The organism is Agrobacterium sp. S7/73 (genome assembly GCF_019355535.1).
GTDB classification, from domain to species: Bacteria; Pseudomonadota; Alphaproteobacteria; order Rhizobiales; family Rhizobiaceae; genus Agrobacterium; species Agrobacterium tumefaciens.
In genome coordinates, this window is the sequence record NZ_CP072136.1 from 1088042 (window position 1) to 1113923 (window position 25882).

31 protein-coding genes and 1 tRNA gene are annotated in these 25882 nt (G+C 54.9%); 19 read left to right on the forward strand and 13 right to left on the reverse strand.

The window, feature by feature from the left end:
* Nucleotides 1-17 precede the first annotated feature (17 nt).
* Entirely contained in the window at nt 18-467 is a 450-nt protein-coding gene (locus J5276_RS05220) for a phage tail tube protein (protein ID WP_209159502.1), read from the forward strand.
* Nucleotides 467-847 carry a gene transfer agent family protein gene (locus tag J5276_RS05225; protein ID WP_255609979.1) on the forward strand — a complete coding sequence of 127 codons (381 nt, stop codon included), beginning with the start codon at nt 467-469 and terminating at the stop codon, nt 845-847. Before J5276_RS05220 ends, J5276_RS05225 begins: the two co-directional genes overlap by 1 nt.
* A 169-nt stretch (nt 848-1016) precedes the next feature.
* On the opposite strand, the gene J5276_RS05230 is transcribed toward J5276_RS05225, so the two are convergent.
* Nucleotides 1017-1238 carry a hypothetical protein gene (locus tag J5276_RS05230; RefSeq protein WP_209159501.1) on the reverse strand — a complete coding sequence of 74 codons (222 nt, stop codon included), beginning with the start codon at nt 1236-1238 and terminating at the stop codon, nt 1017-1019.
* Nucleotides 1239-1283: 45 nt separating this feature from the next.
* Between J5276_RS05230 and J5276_RS05235 the strand changes: the two genes are divergently transcribed.
* Nucleotides 1284-3692, forward strand: a complete 2409-nt coding sequence (locus J5276_RS05235) for a tape measure protein (RefSeq protein ID WP_209159500.1) — start codon at nt 1284-1286, stop codon at nt 3690-3692.
* Between the two features lie 56 nt (nt 3693-3748).
* Here J5276_RS05235 and J5276_RS05240 read toward each other — a convergent pair whose 3' ends face one another.
* A complete protein-coding gene (locus tag J5276_RS05240) occupies nt 3749-4243 on the reverse strand; it encodes a ferritin-like domain-containing protein (RefSeq protein ID WP_209159499.1) in 495 nt (164 codons plus the stop codon).
* An 86-nt stretch (nt 4244-4329) separates the two neighbouring features.
* On the opposite strand from J5276_RS05240, the gene J5276_RS05245 reads away from it, so the two are divergent.
* Nucleotides 4330-4974 carry a hypothetical protein gene (locus tag J5276_RS05245; protein WP_041694412.1) on the forward strand — a complete coding sequence of 215 codons (645 nt, stop codon included), beginning with the start codon at nt 4330-4332 and terminating at the stop codon, nt 4972-4974.
* Here J5276_RS05245 and J5276_RS05250 read toward each other — a convergent pair whose 3' ends face one another.
* Together J5276_RS05250 and J5276_RS05255 are read right to left on the reverse strand one after the other, a co-directional pair.
* Nucleotides 4975-5208 carry a hypothetical protein gene (locus tag J5276_RS05250; protein WP_209159498.1) on the reverse strand — a complete coding sequence of 78 codons (234 nt, stop codon included), beginning with the start codon at nt 5206-5208 and terminating at the stop codon, nt 4975-4977.
* Entirely contained in the window at nt 5205-5759 is a 555-nt protein-coding gene (locus tag J5276_RS05255; RefSeq protein ID WP_209159497.1) for a hypothetical protein, read from the reverse strand. The genes J5276_RS05250 and J5276_RS05255 overlap by 4 nt, the downstream gene beginning before the upstream one ends.
* Before the next feature lie 197 nt (nt 5760-5956).
* On the opposite strand from J5276_RS05255, the gene J5276_RS05260 reads away from it, so the two are divergent.
* Genes J5276_RS05260 through J5276_RS05280 form a run of 5 tightly spaced genes read left to right on the forward strand, consistent with a single transcriptional unit; the run spans nt 5957 to nt 12077 of the window.
* On the forward strand, nt 5957-6622 hold the full coding sequence (locus J5276_RS05260; RefSeq protein WP_060641798.1) for a hypothetical protein: 666 nt from the start codon (nt 5957-5959) through the stop codon (nt 6620-6622).
* Nucleotides 6622-7050 carry a GNAT family N-acetyltransferase gene (locus J5276_RS05265; protein ID WP_209159496.1) on the forward strand — a complete coding sequence of 143 codons (429 nt, stop codon included), beginning with the start codon at nt 6622-6624 and terminating at the stop codon, nt 7048-7050. Before J5276_RS05260 ends, J5276_RS05265 begins: the two co-directional genes overlap by 1 nt.
* Before the next feature lie 36 nt (nt 7051-7086).
* Nucleotides 7087-10140: a phage tail protein gene (locus tag J5276_RS05270; RefSeq protein ID WP_209159495.1), complete on the forward strand. Its 3054-nt coding sequence runs from the start codon at nt 7087-7089 to the stop codon at nt 10138-10140.
* Nucleotides 10141-10155: 15 nt separating this feature from the next.
* On the forward strand, nt 10156-10374 hold the full coding sequence (locus J5276_RS05275; protein WP_174011427.1) for a hypothetical protein: 219 nt from the start codon (nt 10156-10158) through the stop codon (nt 10372-10374).
* Complete coding sequence (locus tag J5276_RS05280) at nt 10374-12077, forward strand: hypothetical protein (protein ID WP_209159494.1); 1704 nt, start codon at nt 10374-10376, stop codon at nt 12075-12077. Before J5276_RS05275 ends, J5276_RS05280 begins: the two co-directional genes overlap by 1 nt.
* Nucleotides 12078-12303: 226 nt before the next feature.
* On the opposite strand, the gene J5276_RS05285 is transcribed toward J5276_RS05280, so the two are convergent.
* Complete coding sequence (locus J5276_RS05285) at nt 12304-13374, reverse strand: acyltransferase (protein ID WP_209159493.1); 1071 nt, start codon at nt 13372-13374, stop codon at nt 12304-12306.
* A 125-nt stretch (nt 13375-13499) separates the two neighbouring features.
* On the opposite strand from J5276_RS05285, the gene J5276_RS05290 reads away from it, so the two are divergent.
* From J5276_RS05290 to J5276_RS05305, 4 genes are all read left to right on the forward strand, one after another.
* The gene (locus J5276_RS05290; protein WP_209159492.1) at nt 13500-14435 is read left to right on the forward strand and encodes a class I SAM-dependent methyltransferase; all 936 of its coding nucleotides are present in this window, start codon (nt 13500-13502) and stop codon (nt 14433-14435) included.
* A gap of 108 nt (nt 14436-14543) precedes the next feature.
* Entirely contained in the window at nt 14544-15467 is a 924-nt protein-coding gene (locus tag J5276_RS05295; protein WP_209159491.1) for a peptidoglycan-binding protein, read from the forward strand.
* Complete coding sequence (locus tag J5276_RS05300) at nt 15467-15700, forward strand: hypothetical protein (RefSeq protein WP_142851106.1); 234 nt, start codon at nt 15467-15469, stop codon at nt 15698-15700. The genes J5276_RS05295 and J5276_RS05300 overlap by 1 nt, the downstream gene beginning before the upstream one ends.
* A 117-nt stretch (nt 15701-15817) precedes the next feature.
* Nucleotides 15818-16162, forward strand: a complete 345-nt coding sequence (locus J5276_RS05305; RefSeq protein ID WP_174011418.1) for a hypothetical protein — start codon at nt 15818-15820, stop codon at nt 16160-16162.
* Between the two features lie 1084 nt (nt 16163-17246).
* Here the strand turns inward: J5276_RS05305 and J5276_RS05310 are convergent.
* From J5276_RS05310 to J5276_RS05330, 5 genes are all read right to left on the reverse strand, one after another.
* The gene (locus J5276_RS05310) at nt 17247-17423 is read right to left on the reverse strand and encodes a hypothetical protein (RefSeq protein WP_174048385.1); all 177 of its coding nucleotides are present in this window, start codon (nt 17421-17423) and stop codon (nt 17247-17249) included.
* Entirely contained in the window at nt 17420-17833 is a 414-nt protein-coding gene (locus J5276_RS05315; protein WP_174011415.1) for a hypothetical protein, read from the reverse strand. Before J5276_RS05315 ends, J5276_RS05310 begins: the two co-directional genes overlap by 4 nt.
* Before the next feature lie 9 nt (nt 17834-17842).
* The gene (locus J5276_RS05320; protein WP_174011714.1) at nt 17843-18505 is read right to left on the reverse strand and encodes an SOS response-associated peptidase; all 663 of its coding nucleotides are present in this window, start codon (nt 18503-18505) and stop codon (nt 17843-17845) included.
* A 2-nt stretch (nt 18506-18507) separates the two neighbouring features.
* Complete coding sequence (locus tag J5276_RS05325) at nt 18508-18984, reverse strand: hypothetical protein (RefSeq protein WP_174011412.1); 477 nt, start codon at nt 18982-18984, stop codon at nt 18508-18510.
* A gap of 265 nt (nt 18985-19249) precedes the next feature.
* Nucleotides 19250-19489, reverse strand: coding sequence for a hypothetical protein (locus J5276_RS05330; RefSeq protein ID WP_060641786.1), 240 nt, complete (start codon nt 19487-19489; stop codon nt 19250-19252).
* A gap of 156 nt (nt 19490-19645) precedes the next feature.
* On the opposite strand from J5276_RS05330, the gene J5276_RS05335 reads away from it, so the two are divergent.
* Complete coding sequence (locus tag J5276_RS05335) at nt 19646-20896, forward strand: oxidoreductase (RefSeq protein ID WP_209159490.1); 1251 nt, start codon at nt 19646-19648, stop codon at nt 20894-20896.
* Nucleotides 20897-20900: 4 nt separating this feature from the next.
* Here the strand turns inward: J5276_RS05335 and J5276_RS05340 are convergent, their stop codons facing one another.
* Entirely contained in the window at nt 20901-21050 is a 150-nt protein-coding gene (locus J5276_RS05340; protein ID WP_174011406.1) for a hypothetical protein, read from the reverse strand.
* Nucleotides 21051-21256: 206 nt separating this feature from the next.
* Between J5276_RS05340 and J5276_RS05345 the strand changes: the two genes are divergently transcribed.
* From J5276_RS05345 to J5276_RS05360, 4 genes are all read left to right on the forward strand, one after another.
* On the forward strand, nt 21257-21931 hold the full coding sequence (locus J5276_RS05345; protein ID WP_209159489.1) for a hypothetical protein: 675 nt from the start codon (nt 21257-21259) through the stop codon (nt 21929-21931).
* 337 nt (nt 21932-22268) lie between these two features.
* Nucleotides 22269-22547 (forward strand): hypothetical protein, encoded by a 279-nt coding sequence (locus J5276_RS05350; protein ID WP_174011400.1) that lies wholly within the window; start codon nt 22269-22271, stop codon nt 22545-22547.
* Nucleotides 22544-22897, forward strand: a complete 354-nt coding sequence (locus J5276_RS05355; RefSeq protein WP_174011397.1) for a hypothetical protein — start codon at nt 22544-22546, stop codon at nt 22895-22897. Before J5276_RS05350 ends, J5276_RS05355 begins: the two co-directional genes overlap by 4 nt.
* The gene (locus J5276_RS05360; RefSeq protein ID WP_174011394.1) at nt 22894-23361 is read left to right on the forward strand and encodes a dATP/dGTP diphosphohydrolase domain-containing protein; all 468 of its coding nucleotides are present in this window, start codon (nt 22894-22896) and stop codon (nt 23359-23361) included. Before J5276_RS05355 ends, J5276_RS05360 begins: the two co-directional genes overlap by 4 nt.
* Before the next feature lie 47 nt (nt 23362-23408).
* On the opposite strand, the gene J5276_RS05365 is transcribed toward J5276_RS05360, so the two are convergent.
* Together J5276_RS05365 and J5276_RS05370 are read right to left on the reverse strand one after the other, a co-directional pair.
* Nucleotides 23409-24185 carry a DUF4145 domain-containing protein gene (locus tag J5276_RS05365; RefSeq protein WP_174011391.1) on the reverse strand — a complete coding sequence of 259 codons (777 nt, stop codon included), beginning with the start codon at nt 24183-24185 and terminating at the stop codon, nt 23409-23411.
* A 521-nt stretch (nt 24186-24706) separates the two neighbouring features.
* Nucleotides 24707-24782: transfer RNA gene (locus tag J5276_RS05370), tRNA-Lys, on the reverse strand.
* A 341-nt stretch (nt 24783-25123) separates the two neighbouring features.
* On the opposite strand from J5276_RS05370, the gene J5276_RS05375 reads away from it, so the two are divergent.
* Entirely contained in the window at nt 25124-25870 is a 747-nt protein-coding gene (locus J5276_RS05375; protein WP_025593718.1) for a cytochrome c biogenesis CcdA family protein, read from the forward strand.
* Nucleotides 25871-25882 lie beyond the last annotated feature (12 nt).

Here is a 25882-nt window from a genome sequence, read left to right on the forward strand (position 1 = left end):
ATTTTCAGGAGGCCTTTATGGCTCAAGCAACCACCATCAAGGGCGGCAAGATTCGTGTGCTTTTGGGCAACGACGCCGATCCTATTGTTTACAGCTCGCCCTGCGGCTTCACGCAGCGCTCCATCACGCTGAACAAGGGCCTCGAAGAAGTCCAGATCCCTGACTGCACCGACCCCGACAAGGTCGACTGGGTCGGCCGAGACGCGACGTCTCTTTCTATGGCGATCTCAGGAGAAGGCGTGCTTGCTTCGGAAAGCGTCGATACATGGCTGGAAGGCTTCGAGAGCATCGAGAGCATCCCCGTAAAGGTCGAATGGGAGTTTCCCGCCAAGACGATTACCTGGACGGGCCGCATGCACATCGAGAGCATGGAAGTCGGCGCCAACAACGGCCAGCGCGCAACCAACAACGTCTCGCTCCAGAGCGACGGAGAGATGGTCCGCGTCACTACGCCGGCGACGCCGTGATGCGGGATGCTCGGATCGAATTGACCATCTGGGACGGAGACTACGAATTCCGTCTCGGGTGGGGCGAAATTTCTCAGTTGCAGGAAAAATGCGATGCAGGCCCGCTCGTCGTATTGCATCGTCTTGAGCACAAGCTGTGGCGATCGGAAGATATCGAAGCCACTCTCCGTCTCGGGCTTATTGGCGCCGGCCGTAAGCCCGAAGAGGCTACGAAGCTGATCAAGGATCACGTCAAAACAAGGCCAGTAGGCGAATACGCGTTGGCTGCGCAGGCGGTGCTTGTTGCTGCTGTGTATGGTGCTACGGATGAGCCTGTGGGGGAGGGCGACGCAGCAAGTCAAATCGAACACAGCTTGACGACCTCCCTAACGGAAAGCTGAGATTTGCTGCGATCTACGGCACAGGGGCTGTGATGGGGTTTACCCCTCAGCAAGTCAATCTAATGTCCATGTGGCAATTTATGGCGGCAGTCGATGGATACGTCGAAGCAAACACCGCTGACGACGGATCTCTTACGACCAAGGAAATAGATGAACTATGGGACTGGCTTTAACGGCCAGTCTTGTTAAGCTCCTCGTACATGCAGTCTGCCCGCGACTTGCCTGGCTCCGCAACCGCGCATTTCTCGGTTTTTCGATCATCTTTTGCTTCAAGGCATTTCTGCATCTCTGCCGCATCCTTGATCGCCAAGCATTTCGCGTTCCTGTCTGACTGAGCCGCACCAACCGTTGCGACCAATGAAATACAGGTCGAGAAAATCAGGGTTTTCATAACAAACCTCCCATTGCGACACCTACTCAGTAAGGCATTTCAGAAATGGCGCAAGACTTAGAGCGTCTTGTTGTGCAGCTGTCCGCTGACATCAAGAAGTACGAAAATGCCATGGCTAAGGCGATGGGAACAACCCAGAAGCGCGCGAACGAAATCGAACGTCGATTTCTTTCGATGAATGCCAAGGTGGAGAAATCCTTCGCGGGGATGGGTAATCGCATATCGTCTTCCCTTGATGTAGCGCTTAGATCGACTGTAGCTTTGGCTGGCACAGCGCTCAGCGTTCAGGAAATTTCACAATACGCCGACGCCTGGACGGAGGCTGGGAACAAAATTAATGCCGCCGCAACATCGGCTGGCGTACAGGCAAGGTCGCTGAACGATCTGAAAGACGGCGCCAACGAGGCCCGTACCGCGTTTGGCGACTACGTAGATCTATACGCTCGCCTCATAAGATCCGCGTCAGGCGTGGCAAAGTCTGAGCAGGAAATCGCTACTGCAACCTCGATCGTCTCTAAGGCATTCAAGGCCGGTGGCGCATCTGCGCAGGAGCAGGCAGCAGGGATATTGCAGCTCGGTCAGGCGCTTGGCTCAGGTGTTCTGCAGGGCGACGAACTTCGCTCTCTTCGTGAAAATGCACCGATCTTGGCGCAGGCAATCGCGAACGAATTCAAGACGACCATCGCCGGCCTTAAGCAGCTCGGAGCCGAAGGCAAGCTAACTTCCGATCGAGTTTTTGCTGCAATTTTGAACGCTCAAAAGCCTATCGAGGCGCAGTTCAAGGCAACAAATTCAACAATTAGGGACGCCGTAACGCGTATCAACAACGAGTTTACGGCGTACATCGGGAATGCGGATGCATCTGCCGGTGCTACCGGAAAGCTTGTCGAGGCACTGAACTATCTCGCAGATAACTTCAAAGAAGTAGGCGATGTTGTTCTGCAATTTATTACCATCATCACTGGTGCACTGGTTGGGCGCGCTCTAGTGGGCGTGGTTGCCGGTCTTGGTAATGCGGTAGCGGCACTTGGAGCATTCATCAGTGCTGTACGAACCGGTACGCTTGTAGCTGGCGGACTTGCCGCCGCGCTCGGTCCCATCGGCTTAATCGCTGGTGCCGCCGCAGCCGCCATCTATTTAATGGTCGATAGCGCCAATGCGACAGACACGGCAATAACAAATGCGAACGCCGCTATCTCAAGCCATGCGGCAGCCCTTGATGAGGCGAAATCGTCGTCTCAAGGCTACACTACAGCCCTACGAGACCAGATAAAGATGCAATATGAGGCCGCAAAAGCCTCGTTTGATCTTGCTTATGCAGAACTCAATGCGGCCCGCGCTCGCGCCGAAAACTTTCGCACGATGACGAAGGCTCTGACCGGCTACGAACTGAGCTTCGACCCCTTCGATTATGCGGCGCGAACCGCGGATGATAAAGCGACTGCGATCGGCAAAGCTGCCCTCAATCTAAGGGCGCAGCTTGAACAGATCGATGCTGAGCTCGCCAAGCAGCCTACCGGGTTTGGTAAAGGCATTGGCGCAGCACCTGCCGAGAAATCCAAAGTACCAAAAAAGACCGCTGACGATCGCTTCCGGGAAGATATTCAGGCCATCAAAGACAGGACGGCAGCCCTTATCCAGGAGCAGTCAACGGTGAGCCTTTCATACCAAGAGCAAGAGAAACGTCGTCTATCGCTTGATCTTGAACAGAGGGCACTGGCGGACCTTCGTGAGGAAGCCAGAAAGAAGGGACAGACAGACCTAGAGGGCATCCAGCTTTCGGCGCAACAGAAGAAAACTATTGATGAGGTTTCATCGGCTTACGCCAAACAGGCTGACGCGCTACGCCAAGTGGAGGAAGCACAGCAGCGCGCGGAAAGCTCAGCGCAGGAGTTCTACGATGCGGCCAGAACTGGCTTTGCAGATGTGATCACTGGGGCGCAGAGTTTGAGTGAAGCTCTCTCGGGGCTGCTGAATAAGCTTGCTGATCTTGTTTTGAATAGTGCGTTTGATTCACTCATGGGTGGATCAAAGGCGACGAGTAGTGGCGGATGGCTTACGAAGCTGTTTTCTGGCTTTGCAGATGGCGGCTATACCGGTGACGGCGGTAAATACCAGCCAGCTGGCGTCGTTCACAAAGGTGAGTACGTCTTCGATAAGGCGGCAGTTAAAGCTGCCGGCGGCCCAGCGGCCATGGAAGCTATGCGGCGAAATCTGAAGGGCTACGCAAACGGCGGCGCTGTAGGCGTTTCTGTCCCGTCAATCCCATCGCTTCGCCCAGCCAACGACAATGCTGTGCAGGTCAACTACGCGCCCGTCATTGACGCGCGCGGGGCGGACGCTGAGGCTGTGGCCCGACTTGAAAGGGTAGTCGCAAAGCAGGGCGCCGAAATGCAAGGACGCGTCGAAGCGGCTGTGCGATCGGCTCAAAAACGAAACGTGAAGTTGGGATGATATCTTTGGGCAGAAGAAAAGGCCTCCCATTTTAAGGGAGGCCTTTGCAAACTATCTTAAGCAGCCTTCTTCGCGGCCGACGTCTTGTTGATTGACGTGACGGCGAGGTTAGTCAGCTTGTTGTTCGTCGCCTTTTCCTGATCGAGGATTTCGCTCAGGATTTTGTGCGCTTCATCATGGCCGAGATCCTTTGCCCATTCGCGAAGCGAGCCGTAACGGGCGATCTCGTAGTGCTCTACCGCCTGGCATGCAGCAAGAAGTCCAGCGTCGAGCGCGGTTCCCTCGGCCTCTTTCATAAGGCCGTCGGCTTCTTTGATTAAGCCTTCAATCGCATCGCATTTTTCGCCAGAAGCTTTCTTGCCAATCGACTTAAAGACCTGATCAAGCTTCTTGATCTGATCTTTTGTCTCCGCAAGATGATCCTCGGCGGCCTTTTTCAGTTCTGCACTTTGGGCTGCCTTCGCTACCTTGGGTAGCGCCTTCGTAATGGCGTTCTCAGCGTAGTAGACGTCCTGAAGCGTGTGTTCGAAAATATCCGCAAGCGATTTCATGGGTTTCCTCCGGTGGTTGATTGCTCCTGGGGAAATGCGCGGTTCCGAGCTTTGTTCCTTTGCGGTCACTTAACGGCGGATACACAATGACAATCACATACCCGCTCCCAACTTCCTTCTTCGATGAGTTCCCAGGCTGGTCGACCGAGTTCAACCTGCTTTGGCGGCAAGAGCAGTCGCGCACAGCAGGCGGCCAGACGGTCGTCAAAGACCTTGGCTCTCCGCTCTGGCAGATGACGGCACAATCGCGATCGATGAAGCCTAATGAACTGGACTACTGGCGTGCGCGGCTCACGAGCTTGGAAAACGGGCTCAAGACGTTTCGCGCATTTCCGAAGTCGCGCTGTTTCCCGGTGGCGTATCCGAACGGCAGTTGGCCGACCGGCGGCGCATTTACCGGGGTGGGGCAGGTGGCCACGATTGCGAGTAACCGCAAGGCAATATCGCTATTGGGCCTGCCCGCTGGCTACAAGGTCACGGTCGGCGATTACATCCAGATCGGCGACAAAGACGTGCATATGGTGATGGAGCCTATGACGGCCAGCGCAGGCGGCGTGACAACGCAGTTTGAGGTCCGTCCGCATCTGTGGCCGGGCGTTACGGCACCTGTCGCCGCTACGCTGGTGAAACCATCCTGCATCATGGCAATCGTGCCTGGTTCGATCTCAACGACTGCCGACATGGCTACTGGTCGCGGCACTGTCACGTTTCAGGCTATTGAGACCAGGTAGTCATTGAATTTTCACCCCGAAATGCGCCGCGATCATTTTCGATTCACGCGTGCCCTTGGCAACTTCACGATCAAAGCACTTCGCGTACATCTCGGTGCCCTTCTTCTCACTGCAAGCGCGCTCGGCATTCCTGTTGACCGCTTTTTTCCAGTCGAACGGCTCTGACTTTACGATGGGACCTTGTTGGCATGCGGTCAGGAGCAATGCCGAGAACGCGACAATTAAGTACTTCATGAAATCTCCGACTCTCGCCTACTAAATAAAATGAACTTGATCCAGCTTATGAATTTCACGATGGGATCGGTTGCGCCGAAATAGAAGAATGCGACGAGAAGGGTAGACGCCAGCGAGTTGCCAAACGGACTGCTATAAAATGTCAACCCACGACTTCTTCCCTCTCCGAATGGAAGAAGTAAGCCAACAAGCACCACTGGCATTATCATTGCGTGAACGAATGAAATTCCCCAGTTGAACGTGTGCTTGGGTCTCCTCAACTCCAATACAAGCAAGGCGACCAATCTGCAAATCATCATGGAACTTGCGATGTAGTTGGAAAGTAAGAAGGTATTCCATCCGTTGAGGCTGCCAAAGTGGGCTTCGATTTGGCTAATGTAGTACAAATTGACGGGCCAAATCAGCCAATAGTCGGCGGCAGCAAAATCTACCACCTTCTTGGCGAGAAAAAGGGGAGCAATCAATGCCACGAAATATGCCGCCATAAACGTGGTCAGCGATACCGCCATAAACCGTTTCTCAAACGCCAATACAGACTTTTCAATCACCACTACGCGGCCTCATCGCAGTTGTTGAATTCACAAGCTCAAAGCAATGTCCGGCAGAACGGCGTGACGTCACATATCGATACTCGAGCGCTAACAGGACACCAATCATCCCCCAGCAGTAGCGGCATTATGCTCAACTTTAGGTTTGTGTCTAGGCCGCTTCATGGGCCTCGCTGCCGCTAGATCCCCACGAGAAATCAATGAGAAACATCTCAGCAGAAAACCTTGCTGCGCTTGAAGCGCGGCAGCTGGTGGCTCGCGACTTCCTCTGGTTTGTCGCGCGCGATCGAGCGACTGGTGCGCCGGTCACCGATGGTATGTGGTCGGATGTCGGCAACGTGTCGGCGGCTGTAGTCCACCCGGACACAGGTCTGCCTGTCACTCGTGACTGGTATGGCTCCGGCACGCTGGTTCAGATCGATGACATTCCGCTCGTCGCCAATCTCTCGGTGCAAAACGTCAACATTCGCCTGTCGCAGGTGAGCGAGCACGTTCAGACGTTGGTCCGCCTGTACGACTGTAAACAGGCTCGCGTCGAGATCTACCGCGGTTTGTTCGATCCGGATAGCCGCCAGATGGTCGCGCCGGCAGAGTGCCGTTTCGTAGGCTTTGTCGACACAGTCACCATCACGACGCCAAGCGAAAACGAGGAGGGCAGCGTGACGATGGTCTGCGCAAGCCATACTCAGGAGATGACGCGCTCCAATCCGTCGACGCGCAGCCATGCTACGCAGGTTCTGCGGCAGGCCGGTGATGCATTCTACACCGATGCGGACACCTCGTCCGAGTGGGAGTTCTTCTGGGGTTCCGAAAAGGGCAAGGTCGCGACGCAGCCGAAGCGCAAGAAATTTCTTGGGATCTTCTGATGGATGTTCGATTTGCTATTACCGAAGACCGCGACCGCGTGGTCGCATTGTTGCGCGAAAGCCATGAGGCCGCTGGCTTCACATTTCCGTTTCAGGCGGCTTACGCAGACCAGCTGTTTCAGCAGCACATGCGTTCTCCGATGGCTTGCGTGTTGGTCGCAGGCGATCGTGCGCAGGGCGTTCTGATGGCCGCTGCTTTTGACCATCCGTTCGGCGCTGGCCGCATTGCCAAGGAAACGGTCTGGTTCGTATCGCCAGAGGCGCGCGGGCGCGGCTCAATCAAGATGCTTGACGCCTACGAGGCGTGGGCCCAGTCGGTCGGCTGCGTCTCTGTCGGAATGGCATCGCTGGCAACCAACGACGTTTCCAGTCTCTATGAGCGGCGCGGGTACAGCGCTGTCGAAACTCATTTCATGAAGCCGCTCTAGCGGCGCGGCGCGCTCAGCGCATTCCAGGGAAAATCGATGGCTATTTTTTCGTTGATTAGCAGCGTGGCCACGGCTGTTTCTGGCTTTATAGGATCGCTCGGCGCTTTTGGATCCTTTCTGCTAAAGACGGCTGTTGGCGTCGGCGTCAGTCTGCTCGCGCAGTCCTTGGCGGGCAAGACCAAAGATCCGACATTCTCGATCAATGGCACACTGCAAGGCGGCGGTGACGTTCCCCGTTCCTTCATTCTGGGCCGTACTGCGACCGCTGGCTCTCTCGTGTTCGTCAATACATGGGGGCAGGATGGTGATACACCGAATGCGTATCTGACGCAGGTTATCGCTCTATCTGATATGCCGATCCGGGGTCTTGCTGAAGTCTGGGTCAACGGCGAGCGTGTAACACTCGGTGGCCTGACTGATCGCGGATACGCCGTCAACGAATACCCGGACAGTCTCTGGGTCAAGTTCTACGATGGCACCCAGACGACTGCCGACAGCTTCCTGTTTACGTCAGTATCGAATGGCAACAGATGGTGGAACCCTGACCGGATCGGTAGGGGTGTTGCTTACGCGATCGTAACGGCTCGCGTTTCCAAGAACATGTTCTCCGGCGTGCCGTCCTTCAAGTTCGTGCTTGAGGGGATGCGCTTGTACGATATCTCGCGGGACAGCACGCAAGGCGGCGTCGGTACCCATCGTTATGCCGATCCGGCGACATGGGGCGGCGACGGCGACTTTCTGCCGGCGGTGCAGATCTACAATCTGCTGCGCGGCATCAGTTACAACGGCCAGTGGTTTTACGGCCTGCAGAACCTTTCATCTGCGCGTCTACCTGCTTCGGCGTGGATTGCGCAGATCGAGAAGAACCGCGCCGGTACGCTAGAATCGACTGGATGGGTCAACACGTACCGAAGCGGCGGCGAAGTTCAGGTCGAGGCTCCGCTGACGTCTGCCGTTGAGGCCCTGCTCACGGCCTGCCAAGGCAAGATCTCTGAAGTTGGTGGCGTCTATTACTTGCATTCTGGTGCTCCGGATGCTCCGGTTATCGCATTCACCGACGACGATATCCTGTCGACTGAAGAGCAGGAATTCACGCCGTTCTTAGGATTGGCGGACACCATCAACGGCGTTTCAGCCAACTATCCTTCTCCGCAAGATGGCTGGGTATCCAAGACTGCGCCGCCTCTCTATCGGACTGACCTTGAAGCGATCGACGGCAATCGTCGTCTGATGGCTGATGTCGATCTGAACTTTGTTCCGTACGCGGAGCAGGTGCAGCGGCTGATGAGGTCGGCGCTCGAAGAGGCCCGACGCTTCCGCAGGCACACGATTGTTCTGCCTCCGAAGTACTGGGCATATGCGACACCAGGTACGGTGTTTTCGTGGACGTCCGAGCGTAACGGCTATATCGCGAAATTGATGCGCCTCGATGGCGTCGCAGATCGCGCCAACCTCGATGTCATGATCGACATCACCGAGGTTGATCCAGCCGACTACGATTGGAACACGGGCGCGGACTTCAAGCCCCCTGTTGATGGACAGCTCGGCGTAATTCGCCCATCGCCACAGGCGATTGTTGATTGGTTCGCTGAACCCGCCACAATCAAAGACGCGGCGGGTGACGATAGGCGACCTGCCATCCGGCTGACGTGGGATAACAGCGATGGTCGCCTCGATGACGTTATCGGCATTGAGTACGAGGTGCGGCTGCAGGCGACGCTTGAAAAGATTTCGGAAGGTCGCACAGACCAACCGCAGGTCGGCTCAATGCTCATCTCGCAGGGGTTGCTGCCGAATGAGAGCTACGTCGTTCGTGGTCGATACATTCCCGGTGGCGACAGGCCGGTTTTGTGGTCTGGATTTATCCCGGTCATCACACCAAACGTTCTGCTCTCTGACAAGGATGTGTTCGTTGACGTCGATCTTTCCGGCATCGATAAGCAGCTATCGTGGCTCTACGACAACGCGAGGTCTGCCAAGGACCGGATACAGGCTCTCATTGCCTCGCAGCTTGAATTGCCTGTCGTTGCAATGGAGCATAGCGAATCCATCCGCCGCAGTCTTTCGTTGGCGCTTGGCAACGCTCGGGCGGATTATAACGAAAAGATTGAGGTTGCGGTCAGTGAAACATCCGCGGTGGCGCTCAAAGTTGAAGAACTTAGCGTATCCTTTAACGGCTCTATCGCCAGCCTTACCAGCCAAGTCATCGCTGTTGCTGACGCAAATCAGGCGTTGGCAGGCAGAGTTGATGAGATCGAGGTTGAATTCGGCGCGGCCACTGCAGGCTTGTCCGAAGATATCCTCGTGGTCGCCAATGCAACATCTGCACTGGCAACGCGGACAGACACGCTCACGGCGGCATTGGGCGGAAATTCTGCCGAGGTTAGAGTGAAGTGGGAGGCCAGTGCAGGCCCCTCAGGATATGATGCGCGTTTTGGTATCGTGACCGTAGTCAATGACGGCTCGACAAGAGCAGCGTCATTTATGATGGATGCTCCTTCAAATCCTTCATTGCCAACTCGCATCCTGATGCAGGCGGATCAAATCCTAATGTATGGGACCGATCCTTCTTCTCTGAAGCGGCCCTTCGTCTTTCAGGGCGGCGTGCTTTACCTCGACGACGTGCGCGTCAACAGCCTTTCGGCGCTGTCTGGAGAGTTGGGCAACGTCAATATCGAAAATGCGATTGTTGGCAACCTTCAGGTCGGCACGTCGAATATTGCTTCTGGTGCAATTTCAGATTCGTTTGAAATTTCGCAGTCTGGCAGCACGCCGCAGAGCTTGGTTGTGAACCATGGCGTCGGGGCTCCGAGGATATACTTGTTCTATTCCAGCGAACTCGTCACCTCAAACAACCAGATCGGCGCGCAAATTCGCTACGACATAAACAACGATACCGACGGGGGGGTTATCGGGTCGATCGGGTCGGTAAACCCTGGGGTCAACAATAACGATATTGTTTCAGCGTCTTCCTTCCGGGTTTTCGTGCCTCCTTCGGGGAGGACTCAAACTACATTCAGAATAAGCAGATACGCGGCGGTAAACCTAACAACCTCGGCCCGCCTCATCGCCATGGTTCTTCGGCGCTAATCACAAGGAAATCCCATGACAACCGGCAACACAATGCAGATCGACCCTCTGGTCGCTCTGCAAGAAGCGAACGCGCGCGAAGAGTTCTTCAAACAGCGCAATCTGTTTCTCGCCCAGCACCTCGCCATGCAGAATGCAGAAAACAAAGTGCTTCTCGACAAAATCAACGGCCTCGAAGCCGATCTGCGTCTTGCGCGCGGTGACGGCGATACCATCGACGGAGAAACCGAATAATGGCGGGCGTTGCTTACTACAACACCGGTACGGCGACGGTTGCAGTCAACTCCAAGACTGTGACCGGTACCGGGACGAACTGGCTTTCTGTCGTTGGTGGGCTGACGGCAATCAAGGCCGGCGACAAGTTTGGCATTCATGTCGGTCGGCCGATCATTATCGCATCGGTCGACAGCAACACACAGTTGACCCTTGAGGACGATTGGCCCGGTCCGGCGCAGACAGATGCGGCGTACAGGATTGAGTTGACTAGCCCGGACGTTATCGCTGTTGAGGCGATGCGGCGCATGCTCGGATCTTTGAGTTCTGGTGTGCTTTATGGACTGTCGCAGCTTCCATCCACACCAAGCAAGGCGTTGACGATCGATGAAAATGGATCGGCCGCGCTTGCTGATCTCTCGACTCTCGGCAAATCGCTAATCGCGGCCCTCAACAGTTCTGCGGCATATGGTACGCTCGGAACCGTCCCGGATGCCCAGTTGCCTACGCGGTTGACAGGAACAGAACTCGACGCCAGGTACAATAAAAAATCTGACGTTATTCCTGATACGCAGCTCCCGTCCACGATGACCGGCAAGACCTTCAACGGCAACGTTGTTGTTAAAAGTGCGTTCTATGTCGACAACCAGACATATAGAACTATCTATTTTCGCAATACAGCAGGAGTCGTGCAAGCTAGTATCATATCCAATGGTGATGATGGAAGCATTATTCTGCGATTGAACAATGATGCTGGTGTTTTTGTCAGAGATTTCAAAATTCCACGTACCGGAAATGTAACCATTGGAAATAATGCTATCTGGACCGATGGCAATGATGGTGCAGGCTCCGGTCTAGATGCCGATCTGCTAGACGGGCAACAGGGAGCGTACTACAGAGACCTCGCCAATGCTGTAGGTATGTTAAGTCCTACAAAAGTCACGGGTATTCGTGAGGTTCTTACCGGAAGCAGAACTTATTATGTAAGAGTAGGCGGCAGCAATTCAAATACAGGATTAGTAAATACCGACGCTGGAGCTTTTGCTACGCTACAATACGCTTATGATTTCATTGCAACAAAACTTGATTTAAAAGGTTTTGATGTAACTATCAGTTTAGCTGACGGCTATCACACTACCGGCCTTAATGCATCAATCGGTCTCACTGGTGGCAACGTTATATACATTCGCGGAAACGTCACTACCCCTGGAAACTGCTTTCTTGAAGTTACTAATTCGCACTGCATACTTAACACCGTGAGAAATCTAAAAATTAACGTCGGAGGATTAAGGCTATCAACTCTGACTGCCGGAACATGCCTTTGGGCCAGCGGCGGCAATATAGAACTTGGCGCCAGTTGCCTTTTTGCGCCTGCGGCTAACGGCGATCATTTCTTAGCAACTGACGGAGGGAATATAGTTATTACTGCTGATTATTCAGTTGCCGGTGGATGCGTAAATCATTGGCACGCTTATGGGCAGGGTCAAATTACATGTCAAAACAGAACAATAACGATAAGTGCTGCCGTTTCAATGACGCGTTGGGCCGGTATTGCTACAGCGCTTTTAACATCCACAGGGTGTACGTTTACAGGAAAAGCAAACGTTTCCGGTGCAACATATTTGGTGCATAGAAACGGTGTTGTTATCGTTGAAGGTGCGGGAACAAGTTATTTCCCAGGAAATTCGGCTGGCACCGTTCAAACAGGCGGGCAATACGTTTGATGCTCACGGAGATTTATAGGTGCCGTAAAATGGGGCGGTTGCTGGCGGAGACGTACTCATCTTCGTAGAACCACCCCCGTCCTCGCTGCAAATCTCCCACGGCCACTGAGAGCCGGCTTGCGGTTTTGGGCAGACGTTTTCCTTATCTCCAGGCAGGAAGAAGGCAGCTGCTACACCTACGAGGACAGCAACGAACGCGGCAGTGGCGACCGGGACGTCTATTGAATCATGCATGTGCTGCCCTCTTTGACGAGATGTTGGCGATAAGCTTACGTCCGAACAAGCGGCCTGGGACTTCAATGCGAGTATATATCAGCCATGCGGCGAAAATTGAAGAAGCCACGGCTGCGATGAAGCCAGCGGTAAAGCCTGCCAGCGGCTGCACCTTGTCCATAACGAACCATCCGACGGGGACGTGGATTAGATAAAGTGAATAGCTAATGTCAGCAAGGAAGCTAACGGCCTTCGGCATGGTCTTCGGGTTCCAAAGCATGCACCCATAAAAAATCAAGATAGCCAAGGGGTAAGTCCATGCCTTCCGAGTATCGTTCCACATCTGATCCGGCCAGATCGCATCAAACATACCGTACATGATCAGAAGAGAAGACACTACGAACACGATCGCAACCTCGTTCTTGATCTTGCCCCTTTGTAGAAGGAAGAAAACGCGACCGATGATGAACATCGGCAGATAACCAAGGTGAGAGGTGTGCGACGGGGCGTGTCCGAGCACGTTTGTCGCCACAGCCACGCCACAGCAAGCGACGGCTAGAGCGAACGTTGCCGCAACCGGGCGTGACTTTATGAGAGGCATGAACAAGCATACGATGGCGTAAAAGACAACTTCGGGAAACAGCGTCCACGTCACCTGAAGAACGGTCGCGCTGGGCCAAAAGAACTGATCGAGCAAGAACATGCTCAGCAGGTAATCAGTCACTTTGATGTGCGGCCGCGAAATGGAACCGATGGTATTGAGGATAGACAGGATGATGATCGCTGCGACGAGGGCCGGAAGAAGCCGGAAGACGCGCTTTACCGCGAACGGCATTCGCTCCTCGCGCTCGGCCACGAAGCTGATGATGTAACCGGAGATCAGAAAGAACACCATCACGCCTAGATGTCCTCCGGACTGGTAGAGATGCAGCGGGCCGCCCACCAGTCTGTCGTACAGCGTAAGTGGCAACCAGGTGCCGTGGTATTGCCACTCGGCCATGAGAGCGAGATGTGCCCACATCACCGGCAAAGGTGCCATTGCGCGGAGAATGTGGATGAACGGTATTTGCTCTTGGTTCTGCATCGTCGCCCGAAAATCTGGTGAAAGTTGAAAATCATTATCGGCGGGGATGGAGTGTGTCTAGGCGCGTTGGTTGAACACCAACCGATTCTGTGCGACCTGTGGCGCGGGGAACTACAGGAGACGACATGGATTCCGCGTCTTATTGGTCAGCCGCGTATTTTGACACCAATGCTATACGGTCCGAGTGGCAATCTCATCCTATGTCACTTGCGCGATTGTATCGGCTGCAGGGCGGCGATGCTCGGGAAGATTGGTTCTTCAAGAAGTATTTGCATTCTGTTCCGATGGAGCGAGCGGCAAGCGTTGGGGCAGGTCGAGCGGAAACAGAAGTGCAGATGATCCTAAAAGGTCATGTTCGCCACTTCGATCTTTACGACATTTCGCCGGACGGTATTAACTCCGCTAAGTCGACGCTTGAACAACACGGTCTTGCTGACCGGGTTACCTGTCACGTAGTTGAACCTGGCGTTCCTGCGTTGCCTCGGTCGCAATATGATCTGGTCATGTTCGTCGCTTCCCTGCACCATATGCCGGAGCTTCCAAAAACGCTGGTTGGGGCGGTGGATGGATTGCGAGAGAACGGCCACCTCTGGTGCGTGAACGAATACGTTGGGCCCGATCGATTTAACTATCCAGCGCACCATGTTGATGTCGCAGCAAGGGTTCATTCCAGACTGCCGGCCGAGTTCCGAAAGCACCAACTGGACTTCATCGAATTGCCGACACCTGAGCAGGTAGCAGCAGCAGACCCAAGCGAAGCGCCGACGTCATCTCAAATTCTGCCGACGATACGGGCCATGTTTCCGAAGATGGAAATTAGGGAACTCTACGGCGCCTTCGCGTTCATTATCTTCTGGGGACTCCAGCACGACGCCCTGTATGACACGGAAGAAGGTCGCGAGTTGGTTCGTCACCTGCTGGAAATTGACGAGGTGCTGGGAGAGAGCAAGTTTTTGCCCAGCTATTTTGCGCACATAGTTGTCAAGCGTCCGAAGAACTTCAGCCGTCGATCGACGCTTGCAATGTTCAATGCAAAGTCTCGTCTCGGCCTGCTTCGCTAAATAAAACATGAAAGTCTGAAGAATTTATCGCCGGCGGCCTCGTGCCCCGGCCTTTTCGCTTGGCCGGTAGCGTAACCCGGCACCCATAACCACAATCAGGAATCCCAAATGCCAATCACCAAAATCTCCACACAGGGGAGGGCTTTCGTGCGCCTGCACGAGGGCAATCCACTTACCTGCTATCTCGACCCGGTCGGCATTCCGACGATCGGTACGGGCTTCACGATGCGCAGCGACTCCGTCCGCCGCGAACTGGCCAAGATCGGCATCACGAAGCTTGTGCCAGGTAAGACCAAGATCACAGCAGCGCAGAGCGATGTCATCCTCGACGCTGTTCTTGCTGCCGAGTACGTGCCTGCTGTCGTGGCCGGTTCGCCGAATGACCGCAAACAGCATGAGCTGGACGCCGCTGCATCTGTGACGTTCAATCTCGGCGTCGGCGCGATGAACTGGACGTGGGCTGATCTCTGGCGCAAAGGCCAGATCAAAAAGGCCGCCGCTCATCTCGCAAGCAACTACAACACTGCGAAAGGCAAGAAACTGCCTGGCCTCGTGCGCCGTCGCAAGGAAGAGGCGCTTCTATTCGAAAAGGGCATCTATACCGGCGTTGGCGTGACGAAAGAAGTGACGGCGGAACCGCCCGTGCTACCGGATCCAGTTGTGAAGGAAGCGCAGGAGCTGCTCACGACTGCTGGCCTCAATCCCGGCGCTATCGACGGCTGGATGGGCGAGAAGACCAAGGCTGCCGTAGTCGCCTATCAGAAGGCACACCCGCACCTTATCGCTGACGGCATCATCGGTCCTGCCACCATCGCGCAGCTTCGTCGGGACGCAGGCGCGGCCAAGGACGTGGTTACAAAAGGCGCAAGCTCTGCGGCTTGTTCTGGATTGCTTGCCTTCACCGCAGGCCTCCCATGGGGCTGGATCGCCGCAGGTGTGCTTGTGGCGGTTGTCGGCTACGTGGCCTACCGCAACCGCGATGTGATCGCACGCCGGTGGAATAACTGGCGCGGCAAGGAGGTGAAGGTTTGATGATCATCGCCAAGCTTAAAGGCTACATTGCCGCAATCGGTACGGCGCTCGCGATCCTAGTGGGCGTCTTTTTGTATGGCCAGCGGGCAGGGCGCACCGCGGCGAAGGACGAACAGGCTGCGGCGAATGCCAAGGCTATCAAGAAGGCCGGGGACGTCGAACATGAAATCAAAAATCTTGGCGACGATGATGTTGATCGTCGTCTTACTCAGTGGATGCGCGACAAGCGGTAATTACTGCGACATCGCGCGACCGGTGCGGCCCTCCTTCGAGGATAGCCTCACGCCGGAAACAAAACGGCAAATCCTCATCGAGAATGAGAAGCTGCAGAAGCTCTGCCGGGTGAAGCCATGACCGGCCCCGAGATCATGGGAGCCGTCGGTTTCTTCGTGCTGGTATTCGGCTTTATCTTCGGTCTCTGGAAGTACGTCGACGCGAAGATCAGTGCCGCAAAGATGGAGGCGTCTGGCGCCGCCTCTGCGGCTTCGGCAATGGCGTGCCTTGCGAGGGAAGAGCTCGCGGCTCACCGTCTGCATGTGGCGGAAACCTACGTCTCAAAGTCCGGCCTTCGCGAACAGACTGAGCAGATTATGGGCGCTATCGGCGCCGTGAAGGATGCCGTCGACAAGATGACTTTGCGCGTGGACCGCATCGTCGAAAATCAATCAAAGCCGCGCGCGACGCGGGCTTCTTGATTTAGCTCGCTTGCCGAGAGGTAGGCGGGTTTTTTGTTGCGATAACAAAAGGAAAGCTCCGGCCAGACCCGTCATCTTTTGATCGAGCTGGTCGTTACGTAATCCGCGTCAACAGTCTTGTTGGCGTTGTGTGAAACTGCAACAGCAGCAAAAACAACCAGGCCGCATAGTGGTATCGCAAAAAGCACGGCGGCATTGATCAGAAACCGGTAAGGCATAAATCGACCCTCTATGGCGAAGGATGCCGCGTTCTGGTGAATTAGTCGTTTACCGCGATGAGCAAAACAAAACCCGCCGAGTGTGGCGGGCTAGTTGGGAAAAGCCGCGCGTACTGAATACATTTCGCGCTTGGTTTCAGCGTGCCATAGCAGCGTAAACGGCTGGTAAAGGGCTGGCAAAAAGAAACCCTCCGGCGTGGAAATCGCCATATGCTCGCACTCTTCGTTTGTGCGATATTCAAAGCCGATTTTCGTATTCTTTCGCTCTGAACGCGACTGATACAGCGCTAAATATCTGAATGAATGACTCGATCACGACCGTGTAAATCGCGGGGATGATGATTATAATCAGTGGGGAATTGAGAGAGCGGGACGCTATGGTGCCGCATGTGTTGCACGTCACATCTGAAAAAAATAAGAATCTAAATGACAAGAATATAAAGATCGTGGCTACAAAGGGCGTCGCGATATTACTTTTTGTAAAATTTGCCGGAACACGCTCCTTGAAGATAATAAATCTCGATGAAATGGCAACGAGCACCGCTATAGTGGCAACGAGCATGACGATATTGGCTACGACAAAGAACGACCCTTTGCCGGGTTTAACAGTCTCAAAATCTCGATATCTTTCGAGCATGAAAGAAAAGACATTAGGGACTGTAGTGGGCGGCTCAATCGTATTCAGAGCTACAACTGATATGTCCGTAAAGTAGAGAAGACACAGCGCAGGCATAAAGAATAAATTAAAGTATTTTATCAACCTGAAAACTTTTTCGTCAAAATACTTTGAGGCCCCTCTCGGTAATATTGGACTTATCCACTTTTTCACGCGCGTCATTCTTTCTATTGGGGCAGCACCTGAAATATCATGCCGTTCTAAGGTTCTCAATCATATCCCGCTGCGGATAATGCGCCCAGCAATGCCAGGTGGATTTCTCGGCCTTTGATCGAGAATACCCGAAGCCGCCCCATTTCTTGCAGCCAGGATGCTCGCAATAGTGATCCTCGTGAATGCCGTCGCTGTTTTTGGATTGATCGCTCATATGGTGGTGTTTCCAGTTATGTCTATGGGCGCGTTAGATGTTTCAATCAACGGCCAGCGAACTTTCTTTTTCCACTTGTCCAACGCATCCTCAGCGGAGGAACAAAAGACCCATTCGATGAATGCGTCTGAAATGTTAGGGTGGTCGTATAGGATGGCAGCGATCCCCTTGCGCTGGCTGAACAAAATCTCCGTTCTTGCGCCTGTCGGTATGTCGTCATCGTCAGCGAGTAGTTCTGTGGCAAAGTAACCGGTGAAGGCTGTGAGGTCAGAGTCACGGTCGACTTCATCGAGGATGCGCGGATCAAGGTCGTCGTGGCTGGCTTTCGTTGCGCCCACGAAGTCGCCTTCATTCAGTGGGAATTTTGCGTATACGCCATGTTTTTCAAGCAAGTATGGACGAATGCGCATGTTTGCCTCCTATCCAAATAGATCCTGTTGCGGCCTTTCTTCCTCAACTGGCAGAAGCACGAGGCCGTCGTCAGGCAATGGTCGCTGAAGTACTTTCGCTTCCTCCCACGGCGCCGTAAGCCATGTCTCAATTTCATCTTTATTTGTCAGGATTACCGGCATGGCCTTCGGGTGGATCGGTTTAACAATGCCGTTCGGGTCGGTCGTCAGGAACGCAAAAATGTGATGATCGCCTTCGCGCGGGTTCTTCATCGATCCCCGAACGCCATGCCAGTCCGTCCAGATGCCGGCGAAGAAGGCGAGGGGTGTTTCCTCGTTGATCGCAAACCAGCGCTTCGTCTTCCGGGGTTTGGTATCTTCCCATTCGCAAAAGGTCGTCCACGGAACGACGCAGCGGTTCTCTGGTCGAAGCCAGCGCCGCCAGTGCGGTGAAGTGACGTTGCGGATGTTGGTCACGCCGGTGTCAGGCTTGCCTTGCGTGACGAATTGCGGCGAGGGCATGCCCCATGTCAGGCCGACCAGTTCCCGCCCGCTCTCACCATTGCGGACCACGGGCGCCGGCCTGTCAGGGTAAACCTCAATATCAGGCTCCAGGTTAAGCCGCTCCTGCATGGTGCCCACGATGTCGCGGATAGATTCCTGATTGGTCTTTACACGGTACAAATTACACATGCTCACCTCGGCATCTTGGCTATGGTGATTTTGACGTCACCCTTGGTGTTGCACCTTTTGCACTTTAGCCGCTTGGCAATGTCGTCGACGGTGGTATCGGTTTTAGCCACGCGGTTCAGTTGCCAATGCTGGATATTCGAAACGTGACCGCAGTAGTTGCACTTGGCAACGACAATCTCCCAGTTCCGTATTTCCTTGACCTTAATGGCCGTCGGCGGCGCTTGTTTCAATGTTTCGATGAGACTGCGTGCGCGGGCGTGGTATCTAAGTCTGCATCGATCCGAAAATCCTTCGAAGGGACGGGGGCATTTGATTATGTCTTTCGCTATCTTGTTGAGCAGGGATGGCATCGATTGGTCGCCATATTCGATCATAAGCTCTCCCGAGCAGATGAATTTGAGAAGCTCGCAATCCTCGCATAAAACTCCGACAGGCTCGCCGCCGTAATCCGACAGCAAATACGCTCCTTCACCTGGCATCTCGATCTGCTTCCGGCATCCATCCCCTGGTAAAGCCTCGGCCCATTGCAGCCGTTGCCAAGGCTAACTGCATCCTCAAATGCAGAATGTCATCCATGAGCGTCTCAATCGCGGCTCGGCTATCTCCATCGTGCCATGCAATGATGTGGTCCACCGGATCGGCGTCCGGCTTTCGTCTTTCTGGGCGCACGTTCTCATTCTCCTTCTTCAGAGCCGCAAAAACTTCCCTTGTCATGAAAAAGGCGCGCGCCCCCGCGCCGGTAAATCAGTCTGGCATCAAGTCCGAAATCTGCCCATGTGAAACCAGCAGGCGCGGGTTTCCCATCGACCCGCTTTCCTCGTCTACGGTGACAGCGTAGGCCGCTACGCCGATGTGGCGCGATGCCATTGCGCCTGCCATTTTTTCCGCGGATGCGGCGTTAGAGGCGGGTCGCATTTCGCCAGGCACAATGCCTGCGCGGCCTTTCTTGAACTGCACTACGATGATTTTTTCTTCATCGGCCATCTCGCGTACTCCTCGTTTGTTCTACAAATGTTCTCATTTTAGAGAGGAGTCAAGTACGTTCCGCAAATCTTGACAAATTTGTAAAAAGAGTATACCGTGACTATCGGCCTAACCAGCCTGCTTTCGCCAAAAGCAACACCACATCGAGGAGAGCGCATGCTACCCACCGAAGAACTCCGCCGAAGAGCCGACGCCTACCGCGAACACGGCACGCTCGTGAAGGCTGCTGCCGCGCTTGGTATCGGCAAGTCCGCTCTTGCCGAGAGCATCAAACGCGCTGCCGAGGCTGGCCTGCTTGGCACCGAACCTGTGCTGCCGGGATTTCGCATCAGCCGCATCAGCAACACCCCGAGCGGCACTTTCATCCAACAGGCGCCGGAACGCGGTGAGCGCTTCGAATTACCCGCCGGTCATGTGGTCAAAGGCGTGTCTGCCCTCGTCGATGCTAACGGGCGAGTTATCCAACAATGGCAGAAGACGGCGGTGGAGGCAGAAGGCCAGCTTGCCGCCTTTCAAGCAATGGTCGACGGCCTCAAGGAAGATCTTCCCCGTATCACGATCATGCCCGCGCCGCAGCACGTCGAAGAAGATTTGCTCAACCAGTTCGTTGTGACAGACAGCCATTTCGGAATGCTCGCTCACCGCGAGGAGACAGGCGCTGACTACGATCTTCGTCTGGCCGAGCAGTTGCTGCTAGATTGGTTTGCCGCCGCCGTGGCAGGTGCTCCGCAGGCTCACACAGCCGTTCTTGCACAGCTCGGAGACCTTTTACACCACGACGCCCTCGAGAGCGTCACTCCTGCACATAAGCACGTCCTCGATGCCGATTCCCGCCTTCATAAGGTGGTCCGCGTCGTCATCAGAACACTACGGCGCGTCGTCGACATGCTGCTACAGAAGCACAAGCACGTTCACGTCGTGATGGCGTCTGGCAATCACGATCCTGCCTCATCTGTTTGGGTTCGAGAGCTTCTTGCGACGATTTATGAGAACGAGCCGCGCGTGACGGTCGATACCAGCCCGATGCTGTATTATGCCTACAAGTGGGGAGACACAGCGCTGTTCTATCACCACGGCCATAAGCGCGGCGTGGCCCAGGTCGACGCTACGCTCGCAGGCATGTTCCGCGAGATGTTCGGCGCCTCGAAATACGCCTTCGCTCATGTGGGCCACCTGCACAGCGATGAAGGCCGCAAGTCGGCGCTGATGTATGTCGAGCGCCATGAGACGCTTGCCGCTCCTGATGCTTACGCTGCTGGCGGTGGATGGCTGTCCGGGCGATCTGCCAAGGTCATCACGTATTCGCGCCGATATGGTGAAGTGGCTCGGGCGACATTGCGGCCGGAGATGGTTGCTGGTCGGTATTCGGCTGCGAATGACAATGAGCCGGTGAAGGCGGCGGCGTGACGCCCTAGCGAACATACCAGTACCCGCCAGCGCCGAGGGCAATGAACGGCGCAAGCCTGTACGTCACGGCGATGACAGTAAGCAGCAACATGCCAAGAGTGTTGTTGGCTTCACCCTCGGTCTTACCGTGCCTGAACTTGAGGAAGGTATTCATTTGGTGCTCCAGGATTAGAATCGCTGGCACCACGATGGCAATAAGGACTCCCTACGGGCCGAAGGTCAATTGCCAATGGGGGATAACCACCGAAACAACCGGAAAATTGGGATTTCTTGAGCATTTATACAGTGCCTTCCCCAGCAATCCCCAATCGACGTTGGCCACCAACTGGCGCGAATCACCACACCACTGAGGAGACAGGAATGAGCACCAGAGACGACATCTCTGAAATGTACCGAAATCCCGCCGTCCGCACCGCCATGCTAGCGGAGGCCGCAGAACTCGCCACCGCCACCTTCGGCGCGCTCGACAAGTACGTGGCGGCCAATGACAACGTGCCACCCCGCGCCGGCGATTTCATGCAGACCTTCACCGGTCGCAAATATTGGCCGATGTCTCCGAGACCGCACGAAGTCCACATCGAAGACATTGCGCATTCGCTCGGCCTGCAATGCCGCTACGCAGGTCACTGCATCAAGTTCTACAGCGTCGCCGAGCACTCTGTCCTCATCGCACGTCACCTTGCGGCGACACGTGCGCCTGAGGTCGCTTTGGCTGGCCTTCTGCACGACGCGCCTGAAGCCTACAGCGTGGACATTCCGCGCCCACTCAAGCCGTACCTGACCAACTACCGAGCGATTGAGCAGGACAACTGGCTGGCGATTGCGGTTCGGTTCGGTTTGCCGAAAGAGTTGCCACGCGAGGTGCACGACGCAGACAACCGGATAATTGCCGACGAGCTGGTCAACCTGCGCCAGATGCCGTGGCACGCCCGCCACGATAAGCCGCTTGGCGTGAAGCTGCGGTACTGGTCTCCGGAGGAGGCGGAGCTCGAATTCCTGGCAACGTTTGATGCGCTGATGGCGGGGAGGGTGTGATGCAATCCCTAACTAGTCAAATGATCGATGGCGTCTTTCCTACAAGGGCTTCCGCAAATCTTGGCCGTCTATGCCATCAACGATCTCACGGCCATCTCTTTGGTGAAGACTTCATCACACAGAAATATCTGCGTCGATATCCAAACAGCAAGAGAGCCAAGTCTTGGCTCGGCACAATGGTCCACATTCAGACCGAGAACGGTGTCTGGCGCGAAGGCGGTCGTGGCTACACATGGCCTGGCAAACCTAACGCCTGGATCGTCCCGTTCGAACAGGCGGTCAAGCAGGTCGCACACTGCGGTCCTGAGAAGATGGCAAAGTTCTTGAGGGTTGATCGATGACCATCAAGACCGGCGACGAAGTCGTCTGCATCGACGACACCACCCTTCCAGAGCAATACCTCGGCATTCGTGCCGGGGAGGTCTACACGGCAACGTGGGTTGGCATGTGTCGCACTTATATCGGCGGCGACTACGCTGGAATCAGGCTGGATGGTGTTAACCGCGGCGTCTGCCCGCAATTCGGCGAAGAGGATCCACCCTTTGCGTTACGCCGATTTAAGCCGGTGGTGAAGCCTCGTGTCGAGGAAGAGAAGAAGGTTGAGGAGACGGTATGAGCGAGATTTTCGTCTTCGGCAGCAACGAGGCCGGACGGCATGGAAAAGGAGCTGCTCTCTATGCTTGTCAGCATCGTGGAGCGATCTACGGGCAAGGGGTTGGGAGGCAAGGTGATAGCTATGCGATACCGACAAAGGACGGCGCGCTCCGCACGCTGCCTATCCGAGACATCCGAGGATACGTCAACGCATTCATTTCATATGCATGCAGGAATAGCGATTTGCAGTTCAAGCTTACGGCGATCGGCTGCGGCCTCGCTGGCTACAGGCCGGTAGACATTGCGCCGCTGTTTGCCCACGCGCCAGCAAACGTCACACTGCCAGCTGAGTTCAAGGAGGTTCTTCCATGACAATCACATCCAAAGACACCGGCTGCCTCACAGCCGTACCGGCGAATGATAACGCTGTGGTTCCGGTAGAGCTCGCGCCACTGGCCGAAGCTATCGGCAAGCTGCCATCATCAAATCCGAAGCGCGCCTTCGGAGTGAAGAAACCGTCGGCGCAATTCGTTCCACCGGTGGCAATCATCGAGGAAAGCGTCGTTATGGCTCTCGGCGCTGCGAAATACGGAGCATTCAATTGGCAGGATGATCCGGTCGACGCCACCACGTATTACAGCGCGGCGATTCGCCATTTGCTGCAATGGTTCTCAGGGGAAGATGTCGATCCAGAGAGTGGCGCCTCTCACTTGGCGCATGTGAGGGCCTGCATGGGAATTCTTCTGGATGCAAAGGCGACAGGCACGCTGATCGATGACCGGCCTAAGTGTGCTTCGGCGAGTGAGGCTGTTGAGCGATTTAAGGTGGCGGCTTGAGCTTGGGTGGCGCAGCTTCTAGCTTCGCCACTATCAAGCCTCGATAACTACCGATTCTCAACATCGTCTTCCGCCACAACGGCAGATTTCTGTTTTGCTTCCTTCTGCTGCGTGCGCTTAGTCGATAGAAGTTCTTTGAGCGCAGAAGAGGACCTCTCACGTTTCTCTCGCGCCTCGTACCATTCTTTGAACAGACTTTCGATCAACGCGAGTAATATGCGCGCCTCTTCTGGCGAAATGTCGATGATCTGATCAACGTTGTGGTCCATATGGGCGCCGATATCTCCTACGGCCCGGACGGCTATTAGATTTTCCCACATGTCTGGATCAATTCTATCTTTTACGAAAGATAGCTCTGCTCCAAGATTTCCACGCTTGTTACTCGGAATATCGAAAAAGTGGCGTACCATTCCCTGCAAGCAGCGTCGAGACATTGCGGCAGAAGCTCTGCCGCTTATCTCCGCTATCCTGGCAGCCTCACGATAGGTTATAGCTATTTCTTCAGGAACACTGGCCGGCACCGGAACAGACAATCCGTCAGGCAGTAAGGTCCTGCTTAGTTCGACGTCAGATTCAGTCATATAAAAACTCATGTACGCATGCCGAGACTGATGCGTCCGATAGGCGCCATAGTCGACGTAAAGTGTCAGCTCACCACATTCTTCATTTGAGCAAGCGATCGACGATACCTTCAGGCCTTTTTCGCCATGCTTCGAATTTGCGTTCAACGGAATAACGCTTGCGCTAAAATTGGCGTCGCTTAGCACAGAATTTGTCTCGCAAAACGGGCAACGCCACCGCGCACCATTCTCTAGTTCAGGCATTTTCGGGTCCCCAGGTAGACGAATAAATAGGTCCTGTAAGAAACATCGCATAAAAAACCCCTCCTGCGCGAGCAAGAGGGGCTTCTTCATTACAGTCTAAAGATCCAGAAGAGTGAAGCCCAATTGATCCGGAGATCAAACGCCACCCGAACAGAACCCGTCGACTGGTTGGCTTCGAGAAGAAAGATCGCCTGCATAGGCCTCTCCGCTCTCTATGACAGCAGGCTCTTGATGTAGCCGCTTGCTGTCGTCCAACCATGCTTCGAGGGATTTTTTATCTGAGCCAGGAAGGTGGTTCCCTCAAACACACGCGGCTATTTCGTTGCACGATTAGATTTGGGCAATGGCCGTTGGATTTTCAATACTCACATCAACTTAGGCGGAGTTTTTTTTCCGCATAGGTTGCACGACCAGAACGCCCGCAGAACGAATTCTGCAAACTGACAGCAAACTACGCAAACTGCGACCTGCATAAGCGCTCGCTAATGTGCCGGTTTTATCAATGATTTCAGGTGGTTAGATGGTGAGAGCGCAGGGATTCGAACCCTGGACCTACTGATTAAAAGTCAGTTGCTCTACCGGCTGAGCTACGCTCTCCCGTGTCGGGGCTGGGGTGCCCTTCGGAAGTGCGCGGAACATAGGTAGAGCGATCCGTTCGGTCAACCCAAAAAAAGCGCTTTCTACAATCAATCCGGTTTTTTTTGTCGCACCCCCGAAAAGGTGATTGGAGAGAGGGGGCGGCTGGGGATAAAAGCGGCTTCAGACATGTCTGGCAAACGGGTGAAATCGTTTTGCGGCAATGGCATGCGCCAAAATGAGAGCGTGAAACGCGGCGAATCTCGGGAATCGCGACGTGCCTTGCTGATCTTTTTGCGCGTGACGTTATCCCAAAACCGATTCCCGCTTTTGGGAGACATGCGTCAATGCGGAGTTCTTTCTTGTCGATTGCCGATATTTCCCTGTTCAGCGCGCTTCTGGCCGGTGCCCTGTCATTTCTGTCGCCCTGCGTCCTGCCGTTGGTGCCGCCTTACCTCTGCTATATGGCCGGTGTTTCGGTGGAGCAGTTCAGGACGGAGAATACCGCGCCGCGGCCCGAAATCCGCAGGGCCGTGCTGTTTTCGGCTTTCTTCTTCACGCTCGGTTTTGCCACGGTCTTCGTGGCGCTGGGTGCCGGTGCTTCGACGATCGGCACGCTGTTGCGCCAGAACCTCGATATTCTCGCCAAGATTGGCGGTTTCATCATCATCCTGATGGGCCTTAACTTTCTCGGTGTTTTCCGCATTGGCCTGTTTTCGCGTGAGGCGCGGTTTCAGGGGGCGGGCAAACCGGCCACGCTTTCCGGCGCCTATGTCATGGGCCTCGCCTTTGCCTTCGGCTGGACGCCCTGCATCGGTCCTGTCCTCGGCGCGATCCTCGGCGTTGCCGCCTCGCGTGACACGGTTGGAGATGGCGCGATGCTGCTTGCGGTCTATTCGCTTGGCCTTGCGGTGCCATTCTGGATTGCTGCAGCCTTTTCCGGTTCCTTCATGCGTTTCCTCGTCCGTTTCCGCCGCCATCTCGGTCTTGTGGAAAAGCTGATGGGTGTGTTGCTGGTGCTCACCGGCCTCGCTTTCATGACCGGTTTCATCACCAATGTGGCGATCTGGTTCCAGGAGACCTTTCCGATCCTGATGAAAATCGGCTAAGCCTCCCCGCGT

Coding starts and splice junctions, on each gene's coding strand:
- J5276_RS05330 (WP_060641786.1), bottom strand. CDS start 19,489: ATGGCCGATGAAGAAAAAATCATCGTAGTGCAGTTCAAGAAAGGCCGC.
- J5276_RS05360 (WP_174011394.1), top strand. CDS start 22,894: ATGACAATCACATCCAAAGACACCGGCTGCCTCACAGCCGTACCGGCG.
- J5276_RS05240 (WP_209159499.1), bottom strand. CDS start 4,243: ATGAAATCGCTTGCGGATATTTTCGAACACACGCTTCAGGACGTCTAC.
- J5276_RS05225 (WP_255609979.1), top strand. CDS start 467: ATGCGGGATGCTCGGATCGAATTGACCATCTGGGACGGAGACTACGAA.
- J5276_RS05290 (WP_209159492.1), top strand. CDS start 13,500: ATGGATTCCGCGTCTTATTGGTCAGCCGCGTATTTTGACACCAATGCT.
- J5276_RS05325 (WP_174011412.1), bottom strand. CDS start 18,984: ATGCCAGGTGAAGGAGCGTATTTGCTGTCGGATTACGGCGGCGAGCCT.
- J5276_RS05345 (WP_209159489.1), top strand. CDS start 21,257: ATGAGCACCAGAGACGACATCTCTGAAATGTACCGAAATCCCGCCGTC.
- J5276_RS05265 (WP_209159496.1), top strand. CDS start 6,622: ATGGATGTTCGATTTGCTATTACCGAAGACCGCGACCGCGTGGTCGCA.
- J5276_RS05335 (WP_209159490.1), top strand. CDS start 19,646: ATGCTACCCACCGAAGAACTCCGCCGAAGAGCCGACGCCTACCGCGAA.
- J5276_RS05300 (WP_142851106.1), top strand. CDS start 15,467: ATGATCATCGCCAAGCTTAAAGGCTACATTGCCGCAATCGGTACGGCG.
- J5276_RS05280 (WP_209159494.1), top strand. CDS start 10,374: ATGGCGGGCGTTGCTTACTACAACACCGGTACGGCGACGGTTGCAGTC.
- J5276_RS05260 (WP_060641798.1), top strand. CDS start 5,957: ATGAGAAACATCTCAGCAGAAAACCTTGCTGCGCTTGAAGCGCGGCAG.
- J5276_RS05355 (WP_174011397.1), top strand. CDS start 22,544: ATGAGCGAGATTTTCGTCTTCGGCAGCAACGAGGCCGGACGGCATGGA.
- J5276_RS05230 (WP_209159501.1), bottom strand. CDS start 1,238: ATGAAAACCCTGATTTTCTCGACCTGTATTTCATTGGTCGCAACGGTT.
- J5276_RS05220 (WP_209159502.1), top strand. CDS start 18: ATGGCTCAAGCAACCACCATCAAGGGCGGCAAGATTCGTGTGCTTTTG.
- J5276_RS05305 (WP_174011418.1), top strand. CDS start 15,818: ATGACCGGCCCCGAGATCATGGGAGCCGTCGGTTTCTTCGTGCTGGTA.
- J5276_RS05295 (WP_209159491.1), top strand. CDS start 14,544: ATGCCAATCACCAAAATCTCCACACAGGGGAGGGCTTTCGTGCGCCTG.
- J5276_RS05250 (WP_209159498.1), bottom strand. CDS start 5,208: ATGAAGTACTTAATTGTCGCGTTCTCGGCATTGCTCCTGACCGCATGC.
- J5276_RS05350 (WP_174011400.1), top strand. CDS start 22,269: ATGACCATCAAGACCGGCGACGAAGTCGTCTGCATCGACGACACCACC.
- J5276_RS05285 (WP_209159493.1), bottom strand. CDS start 13,374: ATGCAGAACCAAGAGCAAATACCGTTCATCCACATTCTCCGCGCAATG.
- J5276_RS05310 (WP_174048385.1), bottom strand. CDS start 17,423: ATGAGCGATCAATCCAAAAACAGCGACGGCATTCACGAGGATCACTAT.
- J5276_RS05235 (WP_209159500.1), top strand. CDS start 1,284: ATGGCGCAAGACTTAGAGCGTCTTGTTGTGCAGCTGTCCGCTGACATC.
- J5276_RS05320 (WP_174011714.1), bottom strand. CDS start 18,505: ATGTGTAATTTGTACCGTGTAAAGACCAATCAGGAATCTATCCGCGAC.
- J5276_RS05245 (WP_041694412.1), top strand. CDS start 4,330: ATGACAATCACATACCCGCTCCCAACTTCCTTCTTCGATGAGTTCCCA.
- J5276_RS05315 (WP_174011415.1), bottom strand. CDS start 17,833: ATGCGCATTCGTCCATACTTGCTTGAAAAACATGGCGTATACGCAAAA.
- J5276_RS05270 (WP_209159495.1), top strand. CDS start 7,087: ATGGCTATTTTTTCGTTGATTAGCAGCGTGGCCACGGCTGTTTCTGGC.
- J5276_RS05365 (WP_174011391.1), bottom strand. CDS start 24,185: ATGCCTGAACTAGAGAATGGTGCGCGGTGGCGTTGCCCGTTTTGCGAG.
- J5276_RS05340 (WP_174011406.1), bottom strand. CDS start 21,050: ATGAATACCTTCCTCAAGTTCAGGCACGGTAAGACCGAGGGTGAAGCC.
- J5276_RS05275 (WP_174011427.1), top strand. CDS start 10,156: ATGACAACCGGCAACACAATGCAGATCGACCCTCTGGTCGCTCTGCAA.